Raw genomic sequence first — 21,130 nt, forward strand, 5'->3', positions numbered from 1 at the left:
TCTTGGCTGGTGGAACAGAAAAGGGCCAGCCGGGTTATCCGGCTGGCCCTTGACGGCTCTGTCTGAAGCCTTGTTTCCGGGCAACCGGAAACAAGGCCATCGACCCCAAGCTTACTCGGCTTCGGCCGCACGCTCGGCGCGCTTGCGCGCGTTCGGGTCCAGCAGCTTCTTGCGCAGACGGATCGACTTCGGCGTCACTTCCACCAGCTCGTCGTCCTGGATGTAGGACAGGGCCTTTTCCAGCGACATACGGATCGGCGGCGTCAGAACGACGGCTTCATCCTTGCTGGTGGTGCGGATGTTGGTCAGCTTCTTGCCCTTCAGGACGTTCACTTCCAGATCATTCTCGCGGGTATGCTCACCCACGATCATGCCTTCGTAAACCTTCCAGCCGGGCTCGATCATCATCGGGCCGCGATCTTCCAGGTTCCACAGGGCGTAGGCCACGGCCTCGCCATCGGAGTTGGAGATCAGCACGCCGTTGCGGCGGCCCGGGATGGCACCCTTGTACGGCATATAGTCGGCGAACAGGCGGTTGATGACGCCGGTGCCACGGGTATCGGTCAGGAATTCACCCTGGTAACCGATCAGGCCGCGTGACGGCACATGGAACACCAGACGCAGCTTGCCGGCGCCCGAGGGCTTCATTTCCAGCATTTCGCCCTTGCGCTCGTTCAGCTTCTGAACGACGACGCCGGAGAATTCCTCATCCACGTCGATGACGACTTCTTCGATCGGCTCCAGCTTCTGGCCGTTCTCGTCGGTCTGCATCACCACGCGCGGACGGCTGATCGACAGCTCGAAGCCTTCACGGCGCATGGTTTCGATCAGGATGCCCAGCTGCAATTCACCACGGCCGGCCACTTCGTAAGCGTCGGCATTGGCGGTTTCGCGGATCTGCAGGGCGACATTACCTTCCGCTTCGCGGAACAGGCGGTCGCGGATCATGCGGCTGGTGACCTTGTCGCCTTCGCGGCCGGCCAGCGGGCTGTCATTGACCGAGAAGGTCATGGCCAGCGTCGGCGGATCGATCGGCTGGGCCGACAACGGCTCATCCACGCTCATTTCCACGATGCTGTCGGCGACCGTGCTCTTCACCAGACCGGCGATGGCGACGATGTCACCCGCCTGCGCCTCGTCCACCGGCACGCGCTCCAGACCGCGGAAAGCCAGCACCTTGGAGGCGCGACCCTGCTCGATCAGCTTGCCATCACGGGTCAGGGCCTTGATGGCCATGTTGGTCTTGACGCGACCGGACTGGATACGACCGGTCAGGATGCGGCCCAGATAGGGGTTGGCTTCCAGGGTGGTCGCCAGCATCTTGAACGGCGCATCGGCGCTGTCCACCTTCGGCGCCGGCACATGGTTGACCACCAGCTCGAACAGCGGGGTCAGATCCTTGCGCTCGTCATCCAGGCTGTTCACGGCCCAGCCATTGCGGCCGGAAGCGAACAGGGTGGGGAAGTCGAGCTGTTCGTCGCTGGCGTCCAGGCTGGCGAACAGATCGAAAATCTCATTATGCACTTCGTCGGGGCGGGCGTCCTGACGGTCGATCTTGTTGACGATCACCATCGGGCGCATCCCCAGCTTCAGCGCCTTGCCCAGCACGAACTTGGTCTGCGGCAGCGGGCCTTCGGCGCTATCCACCAGCAGGCAGACGCCGTCCACCATGTTCAGGATACGCTCCACCTCGCCGCCGAAATCGGCGTGGCCCGGGGTATCGACGATGTTGATGCGCACGTCGTTCCAGACGACCGAGGTGCACTTGGCCAGGATGGTGATGCCGCGCTCACGCTCCAGATCGTTGCTGTCCATGGCGCGTTCGGCGACCTGCTGGTTTTCGCGGAACGTGCCCGACTGCTTCAACAGCATGTCCACCAGGGTGGTCTTGCCATGGTCAACGTGGGCGATGATGGCGATATTGCGCAATTCCATGTGGGGCCCTGAATCTGTCCTGAGCGCGCCGCCCATTCCTGATCCGCCGGAAAGAGGTTCGCGCATGAAAAATGCCCGCCACCGGGCCAGCGGCATCTAAGGCCACAGGTCAGGGGTCGGGCGTGTCTGTCGCGGCGCAATATAATGAAGCACCCCGCTGCCGCAAAGGGCGCATCCTGCCGGGCTGCCTTGCGCGTTGCGTGGGTGAAATTTCTGTGACGGAGCGAGTTGGCGCTTCGGATGTTGCGTCCCGCCAAGCCTGTAAAACAGCTGCCCCGTATGGGGCTCATCCCTGGTGGACACGTTTTAGCGACGCCCGTCGCCCCTAACCTTAAGTCGCATCCTGCCATTCCCTTATGCAACAAGATGTAGCCCCAAGGCGTTACGGGTTCCGTCTGGTGCCAGCGGTCGTCACCTGCCACCATGGGGCCCGAGCCCGAAGCCATTGGGAAATGTGGAAGATGCGTAAACGGTTCCTGCTGTCGGCCCTGGCCGGTGTATCGCTGCTGGCGGTCGCGCCTGTTATGGCCCAGCAGACGCCCTATGAGGTGGAGATCAAGGGGGTTGATGACCGTCCGGCGCTGCGCGACCTGCTGAACGATGTCTCCCGCCTTGTCTCTTTGAAGGATCAGCCGCCGCCATCGCCCATCGGCCTGCGCCGGCGGGCCGATGCCGATCTGGATCGCCTGGTCGCCGCCCTGCGCTCCACTGGCTATTACGATGCCATTCTGGATCTGGAAATTGATGTGGAGAACAGCCCCGCCAAGGTGGTGATCCATGTGGAACGGGGGGAGCGCTACAAGATCGGCAAGGTCACCATGTCCGGTCCCAGCGATGTGCCGCTGCCGGAACAGACGGTGACGGCCGCCGAGCTTGGGCTGGCGGAGGGGGCGCCGGCGGACGGGCCGCAGATCCTGGAGGCGGAGGGGCACATCGTCCCCCGCTTCGCCGAAAAGGGCTATGCCTATGCCCGCACCCTGGATCGCAAGCTGGTGGTCGACCATGCCAGCCAGACCATGGCGGTGAATTTCACGGTCGATCCCGGCCCCCGTGTCGCCTTCGGCCCGGTCAGCATTACCGGGCTGCAGGATGTGGAAAACCGCGCCGTGATGCGCCGCCTGCCCTGGCGACAGGGGGATCAGTACAACCCCGCCACGATGGAGGAGGGGCGCCAGGCCCTGGCGGAATTGGGCGTCTTTTCCTCCGTTCGGATACGGCTGGAGGATCAGCCCGACGCGCAGAACCAGGCCCCCGTGCTGGTGGATGTGCAGGAACGGGAGATGCGCTATGTCGGCTTCGGCTCAGCCTATTCCACCGAGGATGGTTTTGGTGCCAATGCCTATTGGGGCCACCGCAATCTGCTGGGCGGGGCGGAACAGTTCAGGGTGGGGGCGGAGATTGCCGGTGTCGGCCGGCGCGGCACCACCACCGACGTCAAGGAATTGGATTACCGCCTGATCACCACCTACAAGGAGCCGGATTTCCTCTCCCGCCGCCAGTCGCTCAACCTGACGGCAGAGGCGGTGTCGGAACGGCCCGATGCCTATCGCCGCGACGCGCTGGTCTTTACCGCCGCCGTCAATCGCCGTTTTTCCAAACAATTGACCGGCAGCCTGGGCGTCACCGCCGAGCAATCGAAGATCAAAGAGAATGTGCAGACCACGACCAATACCCTGATCGGCTTTCCCCTGGTGCTGACCTGGGATCGCAGCAACAACCTGCTGGACCCGACGGCGGGCTTCCGCCTCTCCGGCACCGTCACCCCCTATTGGGCAGCCCTGGGGGACAGCAACAGCTTTGTCATCGGTCGGCTGAACGGTTCGGCCTATCATGATTTTTCTGGCAATGGCCGCTATGTCGGCGCGCTGCGCGGGGTCTATGGCGCGGTGCTGGGCGGCGGGCTGCTGGATGTGCCGGCCGATAAGCGCTTCTATGCCGGCGGCGGCGGGTCCATCCGCGGCTATGGCTATCAGAAGGTCGGCCCGCTGGACGCGGAGCGCAATCCCACCGGCGGCGTCTCGCTGCTGGAACTGGGGGCGGAGATGCGCGTCAAGGTGACGGAAAATATCGGCATCGTGCCCTTTATCGAAGCCGGCAATGTCTATACGACTGAATATCCCGATTTCGGGGAGGGGCTGCGCTATGCCGCCGGTATCGGCGGGCGCTATTACACGCCCATCGGCCCGATCCGGGTGGATGCCGCCGTGCCGCTGAACCGCCGGAAGGGCGATAATGCCTTCCAGCTTTATGTCAGCATCGGTCAGGCATTCTAAGCAAAGGCGGGGAGGGAATGAACATGCGCTCACCGCTGGCCTGGATCGCCGCCGGTTTCGCCAGCCTGATCGGGCTGGCCGTGCTGGTTTTCACCGTTGCCTTCATCTGGCTTGGCACCGGATCGGGCCGGGATTTCGTGCTGGCGCAGGCGCGCCAGTCCGTGCCCGGGCTGGGGCTGGAAGGGGGCAGCGGCAACCTGTTCGACCTGCGCCTGACCCGGCTGACCATGGCGGATGCCCAGGGTGTCTGGCTGAATGTGGAGGGTGCGCGGCTGTCCTGGTCGCCCTGGGCGCTGTTCTCCCGCCGGTTGTCGGTGGAGGTGTTGACGGCCGACAGGGTGGCAGTGGCCCGCCAGCCCGTGCCGGCCTCGTCGGAGCCGGACGACCCCAAGGCCCCCCCGTTCCGCCTGCCGGTGGCGATCGATCTGCGGCAGTTGGCCGTGGGACGGGCAGAACTGGGCCCCGATCTGCTGGGCGGAACGGCGGCGGTGCTGAAACTGGATGGCCGCGCCGATATCCCGGCGGGGGCACCGGGTGGCACGGTGCATCTGGACGTGGCCCGCATTGATGACCGGCCCGGCACCTTGACGCTGGATGCCTTCTACCAGCCGGGCAGCCGGCTGAAACTGGCCGCTGTGGCGGCGGAACCGGAAAATGGTCTGGTGGCGGAATTGCTGGATATTCCCGGCCGTCCCGCCTTCACGGTGACGCTGGAGGGCGATGGCCCGCTGAATGACTGGACCGGCAACCTGTCTGCCAAGGCGGGCGATGTGGTGAATGGCCGGGCCCAGGCCCGCATTCGCCCGGCGGCCGACAAGCTGACCTTCGGGCTGGAGGCGGATGGCAATATCCAGGCCCTGCTGCCGGCCCGTTGGCGCGCCCTGGTGGGGCCGGAACTGAAGCTGGGGGCCGGCGGGCTGATCCATCCCGGCAAGGAGATTGTGCTGGATGGCGTCTCCATCCAGATGGCCGCCGGTACGCTGGCCGGTGGGGGTGCTTATGATCTGACAACCAAGGCGGTCAATCTGGGCACCTTGATCCAGGTGCCGGCGGAATCGGCCCTGCACGCTTTCCTGGGGGAGACCCGCTTCTTCGATACGGCGCGCGGCACCATTACCATCACCGGCACACCGCAGGTGCCCAAGGTCGTGGCGGATTTCACCGTGCAGGCCCCGCGCTTTGATGAGTTCGGCGCCGACAGCGTGACCCTGAAAGGCACGGCGGCAGCGCAAGGGTCGCTGGACCGCATCGCGCTGGACCTGACCAGCGCCCTGGAAGGGATGCGCGGCGGCGGCATCACCAACCAGCGCGGTACCCTGGCCCTGACGGGCGATATCCGGGTGCCGCAGCAAAGCATCAATATTACCAGCCTCTCTCTGGATGGCCCGCTGCTGAAGGCCAGCGGCAAGGGCGCCTTCTCCCAATGGGGCGCGGGGGGCCAAGCCGATCTGGTGTTGGAGAGCCCCAATCTTGCCACCCTGTCACCCCTGGCCGGGCGCGACCTGTCGGGGGCACTGGCGGCGGATGTCACCCTGAAACGGGCGGGCGGCGAATTGACGGCCAGCATCAAGGCGCGTGGCCGCAACTTGAAGACCGCCACCCCGGCCGCTGATGCGCTGCTGGGGGCGACGACGGACCTGTCGGTCAACCTGTCGACCGGCAAGGAAATCCAGTTGCGCGATCTGGTCTTGATCAGCCCGCATCTGGAAGTGCGCGGCGGCGTGGCCCTGGCGGGCCAGCGCCTGACCAGCGATCTGTCAGCCAAGATCGATGATCTTTCGCCACTGGGGCCGGCCTTGGGCGTGGCCATGGCGGGCGGTGTCACCGCCAGCATCAAGGCGGAGGGGCCGGAGGGGGCAACCCGTTTGGTCCTGCGGCTGGATGGCAGCAATCTGGTGCTGGACGGCTTGCAGCTGGGGGCAGCACAGATGGAATTCACCGGCCAGGGGGGGCCGAAATCAGCACGCGGCACCCTGACGGCGGAAACCAGCGTCATCGGTCAGCGCGTGGCCGCCAATGGCGATATCGCCCTGCAGGGCGACCAGTTGGCGCTTGACAACCTGTCGGCCGTGATCGGCATCAACCACATCGATGGCGGCATCCAAGCCAACCTCGCCACCGGCACGGCAGAAGGCAGGCTGACCGGCACGGTGCCAGATCTGGGCATTATCGGCTTCATCGCCGGGGATGAGGTCTGGGGCAATGGCCGGTTCAGCCTGGAGCTGGCGGTTGAGCGTGGGCAGCAGCAGGTTTCGTTCAACGCCGATTTCAAGGAAATCTGGCGGCGCTGGCACGGTCAGCGCATTGCCGCCGTGGCGGTGGACAGCAAGGTGGAAGATGCGCTGGTCAAGCCGGTGCTGGATGTCAGCCTGCAGGCCAAGGGGATTGATCCGGGCGATTCGAAGGTGGACACGCTGACCGCCACGGCCAAGGGGCCGCTGACCGGTACGGCGGTGACGCTGGATCTGGCGGGCAAGGCCCCGGCACCGGTGAAGGTCTCGCTGGCCGGCACCTTCTCCACCCCGGAGAATAAGGAAGGGGGCGGGGTGATGCTGCGTCTGCTGCTGTCGCGCTTTACCGGTTCTTATGGGGATACCGGCTTTCAGACGGCGCAGCCGGCGGAACTGGCCTATGGCCCCGGTGTGGTGCGGGTGAAGGATCTGGCCATCGTCTCCGGCGACAGCCGGGTGGTGATGAATGCCGACCTGAACCGCCACGCTCTGTCGGCGCGGGCGGAGCTGGTGAAGGTGCCGCTGACCTGGGCCCGCATCATCGACCCCACCCTGACGCTGTATGGTGAACTGAACGGCACGGCCAGCATCGGCGGCACGGTGGCCGCACCGGAGGGCACCCTGTCGCTGAAGCTGGATCGCTTCGCCATCACCCCGCCGGTGGAAAAGGGGCCGACGCCGCTGGGGGCCGAACTGGCGGCTAACTGGCGTAACGGCCGCGTGGCCCTGACGGCCAAGCTGGACAGCCAGGGCAGTGGCGTGGGGCTGACGGCGCGCGGGGAATTGCCGCTGGTGATGGAGGGCAGCGCCACGGCCATAACTATCCCCACCGATCAGCCGATCAGCGGCCGGCTGCAAGGCAATATGGCCCTGCGCCGCTTCAATGATTTTCTGGCCGGCAGCGGGGACCGGCTGGGCGGGCAGATGACGGTGGATTTGGCGCTGGCCGGCACGCTGGCCCAGCGCCAGCTTTCCGGCACGGTGGAGCTGCAGGGGGCCTCCTACGAGAACCAGGAATGGGGCACGCGGATCACTGATATCACCGCGCTGATGCAGGGCGATCCGGAAGGGTTGGTGATCCGCAGCTTCGATGGCAAGACGCCGGGCGGTGGGCAGGTCAGCGTGGCCGGCTCCATCGGTTTCCGGCCGGAGCGGGGCGACCGGCAGATTGATCTGAAACTGACCGCCCGCAAGGCAAGGCTGGCCCAGATCGACATGGTGGAGGCGACAGCCGGGGCGGAAATCGCTGTCACCGGCACGCTGACCGATATCCTGGTGGCCGGGCGGGTGGATGTGGATAAGGCCTATATCCGTATCCCCGATAAGCTGCCGACATCGGTGGCCGATCTGCCGGTGGTGGAGATCAACCATCCCCGCCGCATCGCCCCGCCCGCCGGGGCCAGCTCGGCGGAGGCGGAACCAGCCAATGCCCCACCCAAAGCGTTGGTTGTAAAACTGGAAGTGGATGTGGAGGCGCCCAACCGCATCTATGTTTCAGGCCGGGGGCTGGATGCGGAACTGAAAGCATCCCTGAAGGTGCGCGGAACAGTGGCCAACCCCAGCGTGGCTGGCCCCATCTCCCTGGTGAAGGGCGATCTGGCCCTGCTGGGCCAGACCTTCACCATCGCCCGCTCCAACATCACCTTTGATGGCAGCCTGGACCCGACCCTGGATGTGGAGGCGCGCACCCAGCGCGGCGACTTGACGGCCATTGTCGCCATCGGCGGCCGCCCATCCAAACCCAGCGTCAAGCTCAGCTCCCAGCCGCCTTATCCGGAGGATGAGGTATTGGCCCGGCTGCTGTTCAACCGGGGGGCCGGCCAGCTCTCGGCGCTGGAGGCGCTGCAGCTGGCCCAGAGTGCGGCGCAGCTGACCGGCCTGTTCGGCGGCGGGCCGGGGCTGGTGGATAATGTCAAACGCTCGCTCGGTGTGGACCGGCTGGAATTCCGTGGATCGGAGGATGGCACCGGGGCGGGCACGGTGGCCGCCGGCCGCTATATCGGCGACAATCTCTATGTCGGGGTGGAGCAGCAGCTGGGCACGGGCGAAAGCAAGGCCACGGTTGAATATGGCATCACCCAGCATATCAAGGCGCGCGGCGAACTGGGCACGGAAAGCAAGGTGGGCGTGCAGTTTGAATGGGATTATTGAGCGGGGGCTGCGCCGGAAGGGGTAGGGAAGCCCCAAATGGCTGTACCGCCCCCGCTTTCTTGCTCCCCCGTCGCTGGTGCGGGAATAAAGGGCGAGCCCTTCACTTGCGCCAGCCCGGCGCCTTCTCAGGACGGGGAACCGCCATGAGCGATATTATCCGCAATTATTTGGATGAGCTGGAGGCCAAGGCCATACGCTGGCGGATTTTCTGCCGCGACTACGCCAGCGCCTATCATCTGGCCCATGACCAGTATAAGGCAACCTGGGCAGCGCAGGAAAAAAGCGACAAGGAAAAGGCCGAAATGATCGTGCTGGCCTTGTCGGTCGCGTCCAGCACGGTGTTGATGGCGGCCTTTGCCACCAATTCCCTGCGCGTGCTGGCCAGCCGGGCCGCCCTTAACGTCATTTGCAATAATAATCTGAACCGTACCTTCAATGCGCTGCATCTGGTCAGCAACAACAAGGCGGCCATGTTCGCCCTGGGGGCGGTGATGGATGCGGCCGATGCCAAGGCCAAGAAATATATCGAGGAAAAGGCCGGCACGCTGACCCGTTCGGCACCGACCCCCGCCGTCACCAACCCAGCCGTCCTGCAGAACGACCTGATCAATTATGTGGAGAGCAACCAGCTCTATGCCATGGAGGTGGCCTTTGCCATCCGTGACGACAAATCCCTGTCGGAGGCGGAACGCGCCATCCTGGTGGGCAGCCTGAAGAAGGCGCCCTTGTTCAAGCCGCCCGTCAATGAGATCCGGCGGGAACGGCTGACCGACCATATCGAGCTGTCGCTGCATATGTCGGCCATGCTGGATTCCGATTTCCTGGTCGATATTCCGATGCATGAAATGAGCCCGGCAGGGGGACTTGGCTCTGTATTCGGCGCGAAGGAGCGGCCGATACCACAATTACCCTCCGCGTCGGATTATCCGCGAGGGACACCGTTTCGTACTTCCCTGGGGGTGGTTCATGCTCAGCAGCTTGTTCGGGCGGAGCGCCCCGGACCAATTGTGCAGGCCAAGATCGATGAACTGAACGGCCGCATCTTCAATGAGAAATTCTTCTCTGCCAGCAGTTGGCAAGGCGGGCAGAATGGTCCGATGCCTGCGCTTGTGCGGGCGGAAACCACGCTGAACCGGCTGGCGGAGGCGTCGCGTCCGCTGCAACTTGATGCGGCCCGGGTATGAATATGCGGGGGCAGGAGCTGTCACTATTGAAATGGTCCGGCCTGCTGCTGGTGCTGACGGCCCTGCTGCTGGCCGGTTGCTCCCGTTCAGGGGAAGCGGACAAGGCCGATGAAGCGATGATGCAAATGGAGCAGGTTGCATCGCTTTACCAATCCATGCCGGGCCTTGTGGATATTGTTGGCGGGGAGGTCCGGAAGGAATTCGGAGCCGGTGTTGATGCCGATCTGCCCTTGTTGCGTCAGTCCGTCGTGAATGCTTTTGATCCGGCAGATTTGCTGGCGCGGGTGCGGCGGGAGTTGAAGGCTGTGGATGCTGGTGGGGGGGCTGAGGTTCCCGCATTTCTGGCTGCCGCAAATGACTTCATCCGGGCTCAATCAGCTGTTGAAACGGAAAGCAGGGTTGATCCCGGCAAGGTGATACAGTCCGCCACCGATGCCTACGAGATTCGTGCGGATAAAGGCCGGATTGATGCATTGGCCGGCGCCATGGCAGCGGCGGATATTCAGGTGGAAGGCACCCTGTTGGGGCTGCGCCTGCAGGGTGCCGCCGCCTTGCGCCATCTGGAAAAGCCCGCCCTTTGGCAGGGGCTGGACGATCAGGGGCGGGACCGCTACGTAGACCAGTTCACCCGTCGGACGCGTGCGGAAGGGGATGCAAATCACTCGCCCCCGCGTTACGAGATTGCCCGGTTCCTGGCCATACAGCGGCTGACGATCATCCTGCTGCGCCTGCCGGAACCGTCACTCAAGGCCTTGGAGGATTTCTATAACAGCGATCTGGGCAAGGCCAAGCGCAAGGCCCTGGTTGCTGCCGTTGCCGCGCAGAGCGATGCGGATACCAAGCAAATGATGGTGGAGTACCTGCGGCAACTGCACTGACCCGTTTCGCCGCAGTCACTATTCTGGGGAGTGCTTCCGGCACACATCGCCTTGCCGCCGCCGCAAAGCTGGTTCTATAGTCGTGCCGACTTTTCGGATCAGGAGACACCCCGACGTGCGCGGCCTTGACCTTTCCCCGCTCTCCCGCCGTTCCCTGCTGGGCCTTGGTGCCGGTGCCGCCGTGCTGTCGGCCCTGCCGGCCTGGGCGCAGACGGCACCCGCTGCCCCTGCCGCCGCGATTGATATCAAGGCCGCGACTGCGGAAATCGTCTATGGCGATCCCAAGGCCAAGGTGACGGTGGTGGAATATGCCTCGCTGGCCTGTTCCCACTGCGCCGATTTTGAAATCAACATGCTGCCCACCTTCAAGAAGGAATTCATCGATCCCGGCGAGGTGAAGCTGGTGTTCCGTGATTTCCCGATGAATGCGCCGGGCCTGCGCGCCCATATGCTGATGCGCTGCGCCGGCGGGGCCAAAGGGCTGGCGCTGAAGACGGCGATCATGAAGTCGCAGCATAGCTGGCTGAACCAGGATTATCTGAAGCACCTGTCCCAGATCGCCCGGCTGTCGGGGATGAGCCAGGAACAGTTCGATGCCTGCACCAGCAACAAGCAACTGGAAGATTTCCTGATCAAGAGCCAGTACACCGCCAGCCAGGAAAAGCAGATCAACTCCACCCCCACCTTCATTGTCGATGACAATTACGTCGTCATGGGCGCCAAGCTGGATGAGTTGACGGAGGCGGTGCAGAAGGCCGGTGCCAAGCGCAAGGCTTCTTAACAGTTCCTCAAACGCCTTCAGTACGGCTTTGATACCAAGGGGCATGTTTCATGCCCCTTGGAGGCCAGCGACTGCTGGCCCGCGGGCTCGTGCCCGCGTGAGCCAAGGCGACGGATGCCGCCGCCCGGCACTTGAGGGAATTGGCAAATACCAAGAGCCATGAATCATGGCTCTTGGTATGAGATAGATTGACGGGGGTGGTGCCCGCTGGCACCACCCCCGTTTGCGTTCCATCCCTTCCCGTTTTTGCGAATCCGACACCCGTGCAGTTCACCAAGCTTCGCCTTACCGGCTTCAAATCCTTCGTTGACCAGACCGAACTGCTGATCGAGCCGGGCATGACCGGCGTGGTCGGCCCCAATGGCTGCGGCAAATCCAACCTGCTGGAAGCGCTGCGCTGGGCCATGGGGGAGACCTCGGCCAAGCGGATGCGCGGGGAGGATATGGATGACGTCATTTTCGGCGGCACGACCATGCGGCCGGCGCGCAATATCGCCGAAGTGACCATGGTGCTGGGCAATGATGGCCGCACCGCGCCACCGCCCTTCAACGAGTTTGACGAGCTGGAAATCACCCGTCGGCTGGAACGCGGGTCGGGGTCGGATTACCGCATCAATGGCAAGCTGGTGCGCGCCCGCGATGTGCAGATCCTGTTTGCCGACAATGCCTCGGGTGCCAACAGCCCGGCCCTGGTCAGCCAGGGCCGGGTGGGCGCGCTGATCAATGCCAAGCCGGCGGACCGTCGGCAATTGCTGGAAGAAGCCGCCGGCATCAGCGGCCTGCACGCAAGGCGGCACGAGGCGGAATTGCGCCTGCGCGCGGCGGAAACCAACCTGACCCGGCTGGATGATGTGCTGGGCACGCTGGATGCCCAACTGCAAACCCTGCGCAAACAGGCCAAACAGGCTGCCCGCTATCGCAATGTGCAAGAAAATATCCGCCAGACGGAGGCGCGCCTGCTGCATATACGCTGGCAGGATGCCGAAGGGGCGCTGACCCGCGCCCGCAGCGGCCATGCCCGCGCGGATGAGGCGGTGCGACAGGCCATGCTGGCGGGCACGACCCTGGCTGAAAGCCGGGCCGCCATCGCCGCCACCCTGCCGCCCAAACGCCAGGCGGAGGCCGACGCGGCGGCGGCCCTGCAACGGCTGGTGCTGGCGCGCGAACAACTGGCGGCGGAAGAGGCGCGCGTTGCGGAGGCCCGATCTGCCACCCAGCGCCGGCTGGCGCAAATCGCGTCTGACCTGTCGCGCGAACGCGCACTCGCCACCGATGCCGACAATGCCCTGCTGCGCCTGCGCGAAGAACGCCAGCAATTGCTGGATGCCCAGGCGGAAGAGCTGCTGGATCAGGAGGAGGCGCAGGAGGCCCTGTTGACCGCCCGCGATGCGGTGGAACAGGCCGATCTGGCCCTGGCGGCCCTGCTGGAACAGGCCGGTGCCGAAGAAACGGCCCGTAACACCCAACTGAGTCGCCTGCGGGACCAACAGGCGCGGCTGGCCACGCTGGACCGCCGGCTGGCCGACCAGCAGGCCCAGGCCGAGCAATTGCGCCACGGGCTGGATGGTGGGCTGGAACTGGCCGCTGCCGAGGAAGCGTTGGCCCTGGCCGAGGAGCGGCTGGAACTGGCGCGGGAGGAGGCGGAAAATGCCGAATCCGCCAAGGGTGAGGCCGACCGCGCCCTGGAGCGGGTGCGGGCAGAGGCCGCCGGGGCCCAGGCAAGCAGCCGGGAGGCGCTGACCCAGGCGGAATCCCGCTTCACCCGCATCAAGGCGGAATGCGATGGCCTGCGCGCCCTGCTGGGATTGGACGAGGCCGACCTGTTCCCGCCGCTGATCGATGCGGTGACGGTGATCGGTGGCTATGAACAGGCGCTGGCGGCAGCGTTGGGTGATGATCTGACCGCCCCACTGGACGCCGCCGCCAATGTCTATTGGCGTGATCTGCCCCCCTTGCCGGAAGGGACGGCACTGCCGGACGGGCTGGCGGCGTTGACCCACTATGTGAAGGCACCGGCGGCGCTGGGCCGCTGCCTGCCACAGATTGGCGTGGCGAAGGATGCCGCCCAGGCTGTCCGCTTGTCGACCCTTCTGCTGCCCGGTCAGATGATCGTCACCCGCGACGGCGGGGCCTGGCGCTGGGATGGCTTGACCCGCAAGCCCGGCGCCCCCACCGCCGCCGCCATCCGCCTGACCCAGCGTAACCGCTTGGCTGAACTGGAAATGGAGCTGGATGCGGCAGAAGAGGTGCTGGCCACGGCGCGTGAGGCCCATGCCAATGCGCGCGAACAGGCCGCCCGTCGGGAAGGGGAGGCGCGGCAAGCCCAGGATCAGGCGACCCAACGTGACCGGCAGGCGCGCGAGGCCGTGCGCGGCGGCTTCCGCGCGGTGGAGCAGGCGCGCGACGGTTTGACCCGCCGCAAGGCGGAAGCCGATGCCGCCGCGGCCAAGCTGGACGCCCTGCTGGGCAGCCTGACGGCGCTGCAAACCGACCGGGCAGAGGCCGCGACGGCGGAGGCGGAGGCGCAGGCGGCACTGGATGCACTGCCCGATGCGGCCATTGCCCGCAACGCCATTGCCCAATCCCGCGCCCGGCAAGCGGAACTGCGCGCGGCACTCGCCAACCGGCAGGCCCGCGCCGACCAGTTGCTGCGCGAAGCTGAACAGCGCCGCCGCCGCCTGTCACTGCTGCAACAGGAAGAGCAGGGCTGGGCCGCGCGCGTGGAAGGCGCGGCCAGCCGGCTGGCCGAGTTGGAACAGCGCGCCGCTGAGGGGCGGGAGGAGTTGGAAACCCTGGCCGAACGCCCCCTGGCCATCCAGGAGGAACGCCGCCTGCTGGCAGCCCAAATCCAGACCGCCGAGCGCCACCGGGCCGAGGCGCTGGCCGCCTTGCAGGCGGGCGAGGCGGAACTGGCCGATGCCGAACAGGCCCGCACCAAGGCGGAAACGGCCCTGGCCGATGCGCGGGAAGCCCGCGCTCATGCCGAAGCTGCCGTTTCCCAGGCCCTGCAGCATATGCAGGCCTTGGCGGAACGTATCGCCGAGAAGCTGGATTGCGAACCGGACCGGATCGCCGCCGCCACCGGCATTGATTTCGACGCTGATGACGAGCGGCCCGACCCGGCGGCCCTGGAACAGCGCCTGTCGAAATTGCTGGATGAGCGGGAACGTATCGGCCCCGTCAACCTGCGGGCTGAGCAGGAAGTGGCGGAGATGGAAACGCAGATCGGCACCATGACAGCGGAAAAGGAAGACCTCACCGCCGCCATCGCCCGCCTGCGCCAGGGCATCAATGGTCTGAACCGGGAGGCGCGGGAACGGCTGCTGGCCAGCTTTGCCAAGGTGGATGCGCATTTCCAGGATATGTTCACCCGCCTGTTCGGCGGCGGCTCAGCGCATCTGAAACTGACGGAAGCCGAAGATCCGCTGGATGCGGGGCTGGAAATCTATGCCAGCCCGCCGGGCAAGAAATTGCAGGTGCTGTCTTTGCTGTCGGGCGGGGAACAGGCGCTGACGGCCCTGGCCCTGCTGTTCGCCGTGTTCCTGTGCAACCCCGCCCCCATTTGTGTGTTGGATGAGGTGGACGCGCCCCTGGACGAGGCCAATGTCGGCCGGTTCTGTGACATGGTGGAAGAAATGGCCCGCAGCGGGGCCACCCGCTTCCTGATCGTCACCCATCACCGGTTGACCATGGCCCGCATGGACCGGCTGTTCGGCGTGACCATGATGGAGCGCGGTGTTTCCAAACTGGTGTCGGTCGATCTGGCCCGCGCGGCGGAAATGGTGGAAAGCTGACGGCCATTCCTTTTCGTCACATTGCAACGATGCCTTGGCGATGCCATTTTGCCATGACAGGAAAACAGGTCGGTCAGCGTATCAGGAGAGGGATCAGCCCTTTCCGGTCCGCCGGCCGGACGGGGCGGCAGAAGCAGGGCCCGCTGATCGGGCCCGGGACGCATGTTGAGGAGTATGCACCATGGTTTCTCGTCTGAAGACGGGCGTGCGTTTGGCCGCGGGCGCGGCCGCGCTGCTGGGCCTTGCCGCCTGTGCCAACCCGCAGGCCGATCAGGCGCTCTATGCCCAGCAGGCCTTTGTCGGTATGCCCAAACAGACCCTGCTGTCCTGCGCCGGGGTGCCGACGCGGACGGCCACGGTCGATAATGTGGAATATTTCACCTATACCAGCGAGCGGCTGGTGACCATTCCGGGCAGCCCGCGCTTCTCCGCTGCCTATGGTTTCTACCGTCCCTGGTCGCCCTGGTATGGCTATGGCTGGGGGCCGGGCCCGTTCGATTATCCGGAGACGGAGACGCGCGACTGTCAGGCCACCTTCACGGTGAAGGATGGCGTGGTGCAGCGCATCGTCTATGGCGGTGCCAGCCAGGGGCCGAGCGCCCGGCTGGGCCAGTGCTATCGCATCGTGGAAAACTGCTTGGCGCTGATCCCGCAGCAGGGGCAGTTGCAGCGCTGATTTTCCAGTTATCCCCATCTCCCTTGATTGTGACCGATCCAGGGAGATTTTGCGTTCTCTCAGACGCCGGGCGCTGCCATCCGGCAGCTTGGCTTGCGCGCCACGAGGTGCTGAGCCGGCAGTCGCTGGCCTCCAACCCGCCTGAAGGTCAACCTTCAGGCGGGTTGGGATAAGGCTACCGGCGGCCGGCAACGAAGGCCGACACCTTTTCCCGCAACTGACGGAAGTTGCGGTCCAGATCGGCGGTCGCCATCAGCATGGTTTCAGAGCCGGCCCCGCTCTGCTGCGCCATCTCGCCCAGCTGTTCCACATTCTTGGCCAACTGGCTGACACCAGCGGCCACGCTGTCGGCGCGGCTGGCAATGTCGCGGGTGGTGGAACCCTGTTCTTCGGTGCTGGCAGCAATCGCGCTGGAGATTTCGTTCATCTGGCCCAGCACCCGGGTGACGGTCCGGATGGCGTCCACACTCATCTGCGACTGGTTTTGGATGGCCGTGATCTGCTCGGCAATTTCCCCGGTGGCCCGTGCCGTCTGGGTTGCCAAGCTCTTCACCTCACCGGCTACCACGGCGAAGCCCTTGCCGGCCTCCCCGGCGCGGGCGGCCTCAATCGTGGCGTTCAGCGCCAGCAGGTTGGTCTGGCTGGCAATCTCATTGATCAGGTTGACCACGGTGCCGATCTGCCCGGCCATGTCGGCCAGACCCTGGATCAGTTCATTGGCGTGATGGGATTCCCCCTCTGCCGTGCGGGAGATGCCGGTTGCCTCTGCCACGCGCCGGTTGATCGCGTCAATGGAAGCGGACAATTGGCCGGCGGCGGCGGCCACCTCCTGGGTGTCGGCGGAGACGCGCCGGGCGGCATCATTGGCCGCCCCAATCTGGACCTTGCTCTGTTCAGCCAGATCGGCATTCTGGGTGGCCGCATCCTGCAAGGCGGCCGATGCGGTGGCGAAGCCGTCCACCACAATATTCACCTCGTCTGCCAGCTTGGCGCTGCGTTCACGCGATTGCCAGAGGTCGGCAATATCCTTCCAATACACCAGGACGTGGGGTTCCCCCCTGAACGGGAAGGGGACCAGGGTCACTTCCACCGGCAGCGGGCTGCCATCCAGCGCCAGGTGCATCCATTCGAATCGGCGGAAGCCATCGCGGATTGCCTCTTGCAGATAGGCTCCTGCCACCTCGGCGGAGACGCGGCCGTCGGGCTGTCGTTCCGGGGACAAGGCACCGGGCAGCACGCCGCGCAGCTGTTTGGCATCCTTGGCCTTGATGAATTTCAGCGCGGCGTCGTTGGAAATGACGAAGCTGGTGGTGTTGGCCACCAGCATCGGGTCCGGTGACTTGTCGAAGGCAATGCGCCGGAAAGTCTCCATCAGCGCTTCGTCATCGCTGATGACAGGCGTGGTCTGGGTTGCAGGGCTGATCCAGAGCCCCGCCAGAATGGCCGCTAACCCGATGAAGAGACCCAGCCAGAAGAGACCGCTGGACAGGCTGCCCCCACCCACCAGAAGGGCAATGGCCAGACCCGCGACCGCCACCCCGATCTGTAGCATTTTATCTTTTTGCATCAATTTCTTGCCCCATCTCGCCACCACTGAAAGGTAGCGCTATCTTAAGGCAATTAAATTTATAAAATCGAACTATACTGTTGCTCGGAATGCCGGTCCGCCCCCCATTTGTTGCGTAGCAGCATGAAAAGGGAAGCCCAAGGCAATCTCAGCGGGAGGGTAGATGCTTTCCCAACGCCCAGCGTGACAAATACATAAATGGCGTGTCCAGCAAAGACAAGGCGACACGCAAACCATAGGTGCCCAGGATATAGGTAAAGAACAGGGCTTCCCAGCCCACCGGTTCCGGCGCGAACACCACCCAGGCCAGCACGCTGAACATGACATTGTCTACCAGCGATGACAGCATGGTGCTGCCATTATTGCGCAACCACAGGTGCCGGTCGCCGGTGGCTCCCCGGATGCGTTGATAGACCCAGACGTCGAACAGCTGGCTGGTGAGGTAGGCGGTCATGCCGGCGGCGAACAGCGCTGGGGCCGGCGTGAACAGGGCGGCGATATGGTCCTGCATCCCCAAGGCCCAGGCCATGTCCGTGCCGGCCTGTTCCGCATTCATGGGCCGGAAGCCCAGCGTCAGTATCATCAGCAGGGTGAACAGCAGATAGGCGGCAAAGGACAGGAATACGGCGCGGCGCGCGGCGGCGCGGCCGAAATGTTCGGTCAGGATATCGGTGGCCAGATAGGTTGAGCCGAACAGCACCGTGCCCATGGCCACGGGATGGTCATAAAAGCCAAACTGCACGGCCTTCAGCACCTCCACATTGGCGCTGATCACGGCGACGGCAATGTAGAGATAGAGCCCCGCCGCTCCGAACAGCCGCGCCATCAGAAGGATGGCGCCGAAACAGAACAGGGCCTGGAACAGCAGCAGCGCTTCCGGCGGCACCTGGTTGAGAAAGGCGATAAGATCGGCAGGGGAGAGCGACATGGGGGCACGCGAATCGGCAGCAAGAAAAAACAAACCCCAAACGGCAGCGGCCCCGCGAAACGCCCGGATGGGGTTTCGCGGGGCCGACAATACCGTCAGCAGCGAACTGTAACCGTCAGACGCCGACTCAGGCGGCGGTCTTGGCGGCCAGTGCCTTCTGGATCTGCTTCTTCACCTTGCGGGCATCAACGTCCAGCTTGGCATCAGCGATATCCAGCAGGGCAGCGTCCAGGCCACCCTTGTGCTCAATCGTGCGAATGCCATTGGTGGACAGACGCAGGCGGATCATGCGGCCCAGCGCATCCGACATCAGCGAGGTTTCCTGCAGGTTCGGCAGGAAGCGCCGACGGGACTTGTTGTTGGCGTGGGAGACGTTGTTACCGGTCTGCACACCCTTGCCGGTCACGGCGCACTTGCGGGACATCGAAACACCTATCTTTAAGCTGCTGGCGGCCCGCGAGAGAATTACCGGGCGCACCGGACACGATAAAACCAATCCAGCCAAGGCGAACCCTGGCCGATGAAGCCGCGTTGATAGACGACGCGGGGCCGTGAGTCAAGCCCGGGCCCCTCATTCATTGCAGCATAGCCGCCTTCAGCCTTGGCGGCCCGGCTCCCGGACCAGCAGCAGCAGGCCCAGCCCCAGCAGGAACAGGGCCACCACCGTGCCCATGCCGGCCCGCTGGGTGGCGAACAGGCTGACGGCAGCGCCATAGCAAAGCGGCCCCAGCACGCCCACGGCCCGCCCGGTCAGGGCGTAAAGGCCGAAAAACTCTGTTTCCAGCCCCTTTGGTGCCAGCCTGGCCATCATGGAGCGGGCGGCGGCCTGGGCGGGACCGAAGAAACAGCCCAGCACCAGCCCCAGGACCAGCAGCCACTGCTGATCAGGGGTGAAATCCAGCGGCAGATTAAGCGCCGGGGCCCAGCCCCAGGCCGGCGTGCCGATAGCGATCAGCCCGACACCGGAGAGAATCAGCCCGATGATGGAAATGATCAGGGTCGGCTTGGCCCCGATCCGGTCATCCAGCCAGGCGAAGCCGATGGCGCCCAGCCCGGCGGAGACATTCAGCAGGATGGCGAACAGAATCAGTTGCGCCTCCGTCATGCCGAAAATGATGCCGGCATAGATGCCGCCGAAAGCGGTGATGGTATTGATCCCGTCCCGCCACAGGGCCGACGCCACCAGGAAACGCAGCAGATTGCCATGGAAGGGCAGGGCGCGCAGGGTGCGGCCCAGCGTGGAAAGTCCTTCGCGCACGATCTGCCCCAGCGGGGCGGTACTGCCCGGTCGGTCCGGCACCAGCAGGAACAAGGGCAGGGCGAACAACCCGTACCAGATGGCGACCAGCACGGAGGTGGCGCGTACCGGGGCGGCCTCCGCCTTGTCCAGCAGGCCGAACAGCGGCGTGTCCGTCTGCAACAGCAGCAGCAGACAGCCCATCAGCGATAAAAGCCCGCCAATATAGCCGGTCCCCCAACCCCAGCCGGAGACCCGACCCAGATGGCTGGGCGGCGCGATGCCGGGCAGCAGCGCATTATAAAACACATTGGCCAGTTCAAAGGCCGTGCTGGCAACGCCGACAATGACCAGGGCCAGCAGCACATAGGAAGGGTCGGGCCGCACGAACCACAGCAGGGCGGCCCCCACCACCGCGATGGCGGTGAAGCCGCCCAGCCAGGGCTTGATCCGCCCGCCCTTGTCGGCGATGGCCCCCAGCACCGGAGAGAGCACGGCAATGGCCAGCCCGGAGAGACCCAGCATGAAGGCCCAGTCGGCCGACGCCGAATCGGGGTCGGCCGCCACGCCCTTGGTGAAATAGACGCTGAAGACGAAGGTGCCGATCACCGTGTTGAAGGCCGACATGGCCCAATCATACAGGCACCAGCCGGCGACCGCCGCCTTGCGTCCTTTCAGCGTCTGTTCCAAATGCCGTCCCCTTGGCGTCTTCATAGGCTGGGTGGGCACCCTGTCATGCGTACGGGGCCGGGCCAAGTGTCTTTGCCGTGACAGCGCCATAATGGTCTTTTTACTGGGAACATGATTTGGTCAGAGACTGTAAAACTGACTGCCCTTCCACAGGGATGCCGCCATGGGGCTGATCGCCCGTGCCACCGTCTGTCATCCACACGCCGCCTTGGGGTTGGTGCTGCTGTCGCTGTTGCCCTGGCAAACGGCACCGGCGGCCCTGCGCGCCTATCGGCTGGGGGCGGAGAATACGCGTGTCGGCTTCAGCGTGCGCTATCTGGCGGTGGCCAAGGCCGAAGGGCGCTTTCCGGCCGTACAGGGCGATGTGACCTTTGATCCCGACAGCGGGCAGGTGGCCGATATCGATGTCACCATCGGCACGGACAGTGTGGATACCGGCCAGCCAGCGCGTGACGCACGGCTGCGGGGGGAAGGGTTCTTCTGGACCGAACGCTACCCGACCATGCATTTCAAGGGCTTGAGTGTGGAGCGCACCGGCCCCGCCAGCGGCATCATCCGGGGGGAACTGACCCTGCGTGGGGTGACGCGGCCCCTGGCGTTGGATGTGGCGATTACGCCGGATCAGGACGGTGCGTCTGGCCGACTGTTCATCACCGTCAAGGGCACGCTGGACCGTCGGGATTACGGTATGGTGGACGGGGTGGCCGGGCTGTTCATCGCCAATAAGGTGGCCCTGCGGATCGATGCGACCGGCCTGATTCCGGAGCCCACACCGCCTTGACGGGGCCATGCGGTCAAGCCATTT

The 21,130-nt window shown here is 64.9% G+C and carries 13 protein-coding genes; 8 read left to right on the forward strand and 5 right to left on the reverse strand.

Features of this window, described 5'->3' with window-relative positions; all coding sequences use genetic code 11:
- Window positions 1-111: 111 nt before the first annotated feature.
- A complete protein-coding gene (gene typA / locus GE253_RS10315; RefSeq protein ID WP_153204061.1) occupies window positions 112-1,935 on the reverse strand; it encodes a translational GTPase TypA in 1,824 nt (607 codons plus the stop codon).
- 461 nt (window positions 1,936-2,396) lie between these two features.
- Between typA and GE253_RS10320 the strand changes: the two genes are divergently transcribed.
- From GE253_RS10320 to GE253_RS10350, 7 genes are all read left to right on the forward strand, one after another.
- Window positions 2,397-4,208, forward strand: coding sequence for an autotransporter assembly complex family protein (locus tag GE253_RS10320; RefSeq protein WP_173012580.1), 1,812 nt, complete (start codon window positions 2,397-2,399; stop codon window positions 4,206-4,208).
- A gap of 17 nt (window positions 4,209-4,225) precedes the next feature.
- Complete coding sequence (locus GE253_RS10325) at window positions 4,226-8,590, forward strand: translocation/assembly module TamB domain-containing protein (protein ID WP_153204063.1); 4,365 nt, start codon at window positions 4,226-4,228, stop codon at window positions 8,588-8,590.
- A gap of 143 nt (window positions 8,591-8,733) precedes the next feature.
- Window positions 8,734-9,774, forward strand: coding sequence for a hypothetical protein (locus GE253_RS10330; protein WP_153204064.1), 1,041 nt, complete (start codon window positions 8,734-8,736; stop codon window positions 9,772-9,774).
- Window positions 9,775-9,776: 2 nt separating this feature from the next.
- Window positions 9,777-10,652 carry a hypothetical protein gene (locus tag GE253_RS10335; RefSeq protein WP_153204065.1) on the forward strand — a complete coding sequence of 292 codons (876 nt, stop codon included), beginning with the start codon at window positions 9,777-9,779 and terminating at the stop codon, window positions 10,650-10,652.
- 115 nt (window positions 10,653-10,767) lie between these two features.
- Window positions 10,768-11,433 (forward strand): thioredoxin domain-containing protein, encoded by a 666-nt coding sequence (locus GE253_RS10340; protein ID WP_153204066.1) that lies wholly within the window; start codon window positions 10,768-10,770, stop codon window positions 11,431-11,433.
- Window positions 11,434-11,696: 263 nt separating this feature from the next.
- Window positions 11,697-15,227, forward strand: a complete 3,531-nt coding sequence (gene smc, locus GE253_RS10345) for a chromosome segregation protein SMC (RefSeq protein ID WP_348770821.1) — start codon at window positions 11,697-11,699, stop codon at window positions 15,225-15,227.
- 181 nt (window positions 15,228-15,408) lie between these two features.
- A complete protein-coding gene (locus GE253_RS10350) occupies window positions 15,409-15,903 on the forward strand; it encodes a hypothetical protein (RefSeq protein WP_153204068.1) in 495 nt (164 codons plus the stop codon).
- A 175-nt stretch (window positions 15,904-16,078) separates the two neighbouring features.
- Here GE253_RS10350 and GE253_RS10355 read toward each other — a convergent pair whose 3' ends face one another.
- From GE253_RS10355 to GE253_RS10370, 4 genes are all read right to left on the reverse strand, one after another.
- Window positions 16,079-17,470 (reverse strand): methyl-accepting chemotaxis protein, encoded by a 1,392-nt coding sequence (locus GE253_RS10355; protein WP_153204069.1) that lies wholly within the window; start codon window positions 17,468-17,470, stop codon window positions 16,079-16,081.
- 148 nt (window positions 17,471-17,618) lie between these two features.
- Window positions 17,619-18,398, reverse strand: coding sequence for a queuosine precursor transporter (locus GE253_RS10360; protein WP_153204070.1), 780 nt, complete (start codon window positions 18,396-18,398; stop codon window positions 17,619-17,621).
- A gap of 127 nt (window positions 18,399-18,525) precedes the next feature.
- On the reverse strand, window positions 18,526-18,822 hold the full coding sequence (gene rpmB, locus GE253_RS10365; RefSeq protein WP_153204071.1) for a 50S ribosomal protein L28: 297 nt from the start codon (window positions 18,820-18,822) through the stop codon (window positions 18,526-18,528).
- Window positions 18,823-18,993: 171 nt separating this feature from the next.
- On the reverse strand, window positions 18,994-20,325 hold the full coding sequence (locus GE253_RS10370; protein ID WP_153204072.1) for an MFS transporter: 1,332 nt from the start codon (window positions 20,323-20,325) through the stop codon (window positions 18,994-18,996).
- 163 nt (window positions 20,326-20,488) lie between these two features.
- On the opposite strand from GE253_RS10370, the gene GE253_RS10375 reads away from it, so the two are divergent.
- Window positions 20,489-21,106, forward strand: coding sequence for a YceI family protein (locus GE253_RS10375; RefSeq protein WP_153204073.1), 618 nt, complete (start codon window positions 20,489-20,491; stop codon window positions 21,104-21,106).
- Window positions 21,107-21,130 lie beyond the last annotated feature (24 nt).

It is taken from the genome of Niveispirillum sp. SYP-B3756, from assembly GCF_009495745.1.
Lineage (GTDB): Bacteria > Pseudomonadota > Alphaproteobacteria > Azospirillales > Azospirillaceae > Niveispirillum.

What these genes read in the sequence shown, in the direction of transcription:
- GE253_RS10350 (WP_153204068.1), top strand. Translation starts at nt 15,409, where the DNA reads ATGGTTTCTCGTCTGAAGACGGGCGTGCGTTTGGCCGCGGGCGCGGCC.
- GE253_RS10360 (WP_153204070.1), bottom strand. Translation starts at nt 18,398, where the DNA reads ATGTCGCTCTCCCCTGCCGATCTTATCGCCTTTCTCAACCAGGTGCCG.
- rpmB (WP_153204071.1), bottom strand. Translation starts at nt 18,822, where the DNA reads ATGTCCCGCAAGTGCGCCGTGACCGGCAAGGGTGTGCAGACCGGTAAC.
- GE253_RS10375 (WP_153204073.1), top strand. Translation starts at nt 20,489, where the DNA reads ATGGGGCTGATCGCCCGTGCCACCGTCTGTCATCCACACGCCGCCTTG.
- GE253_RS10355 (WP_153204069.1), bottom strand. Translation starts at nt 17,470, where the DNA reads ATGCAAAAAGATAAAATGCTACAGATCGGGGTGGCGGTCGCGGGTCTG.
- typA (WP_153204061.1), bottom strand. Translation starts at nt 1,935, where the DNA reads ATGGAATTGCGCAATATCGCCATCATCGCCCACGTTGACCATGGCAAG.
- GE253_RS10335 (WP_153204065.1), top strand. Translation starts at nt 9,777, where the DNA reads ATGCGGGGGCAGGAGCTGTCACTATTGAAATGGTCCGGCCTGCTGCTG.
- GE253_RS10325 (WP_153204063.1), top strand. Translation starts at nt 4,226, where the DNA reads ATGAACATGCGCTCACCGCTGGCCTGGATCGCCGCCGGTTTCGCCAGC.
- GE253_RS10330 (WP_153204064.1), top strand. Translation starts at nt 8,734, where the DNA reads ATGAGCGATATTATCCGCAATTATTTGGATGAGCTGGAGGCCAAGGCC.
- GE253_RS10320 (WP_173012580.1), top strand. Translation starts at nt 2,397, where the DNA reads ATGCGTAAACGGTTCCTGCTGTCGGCCCTGGCCGGTGTATCGCTGCTG.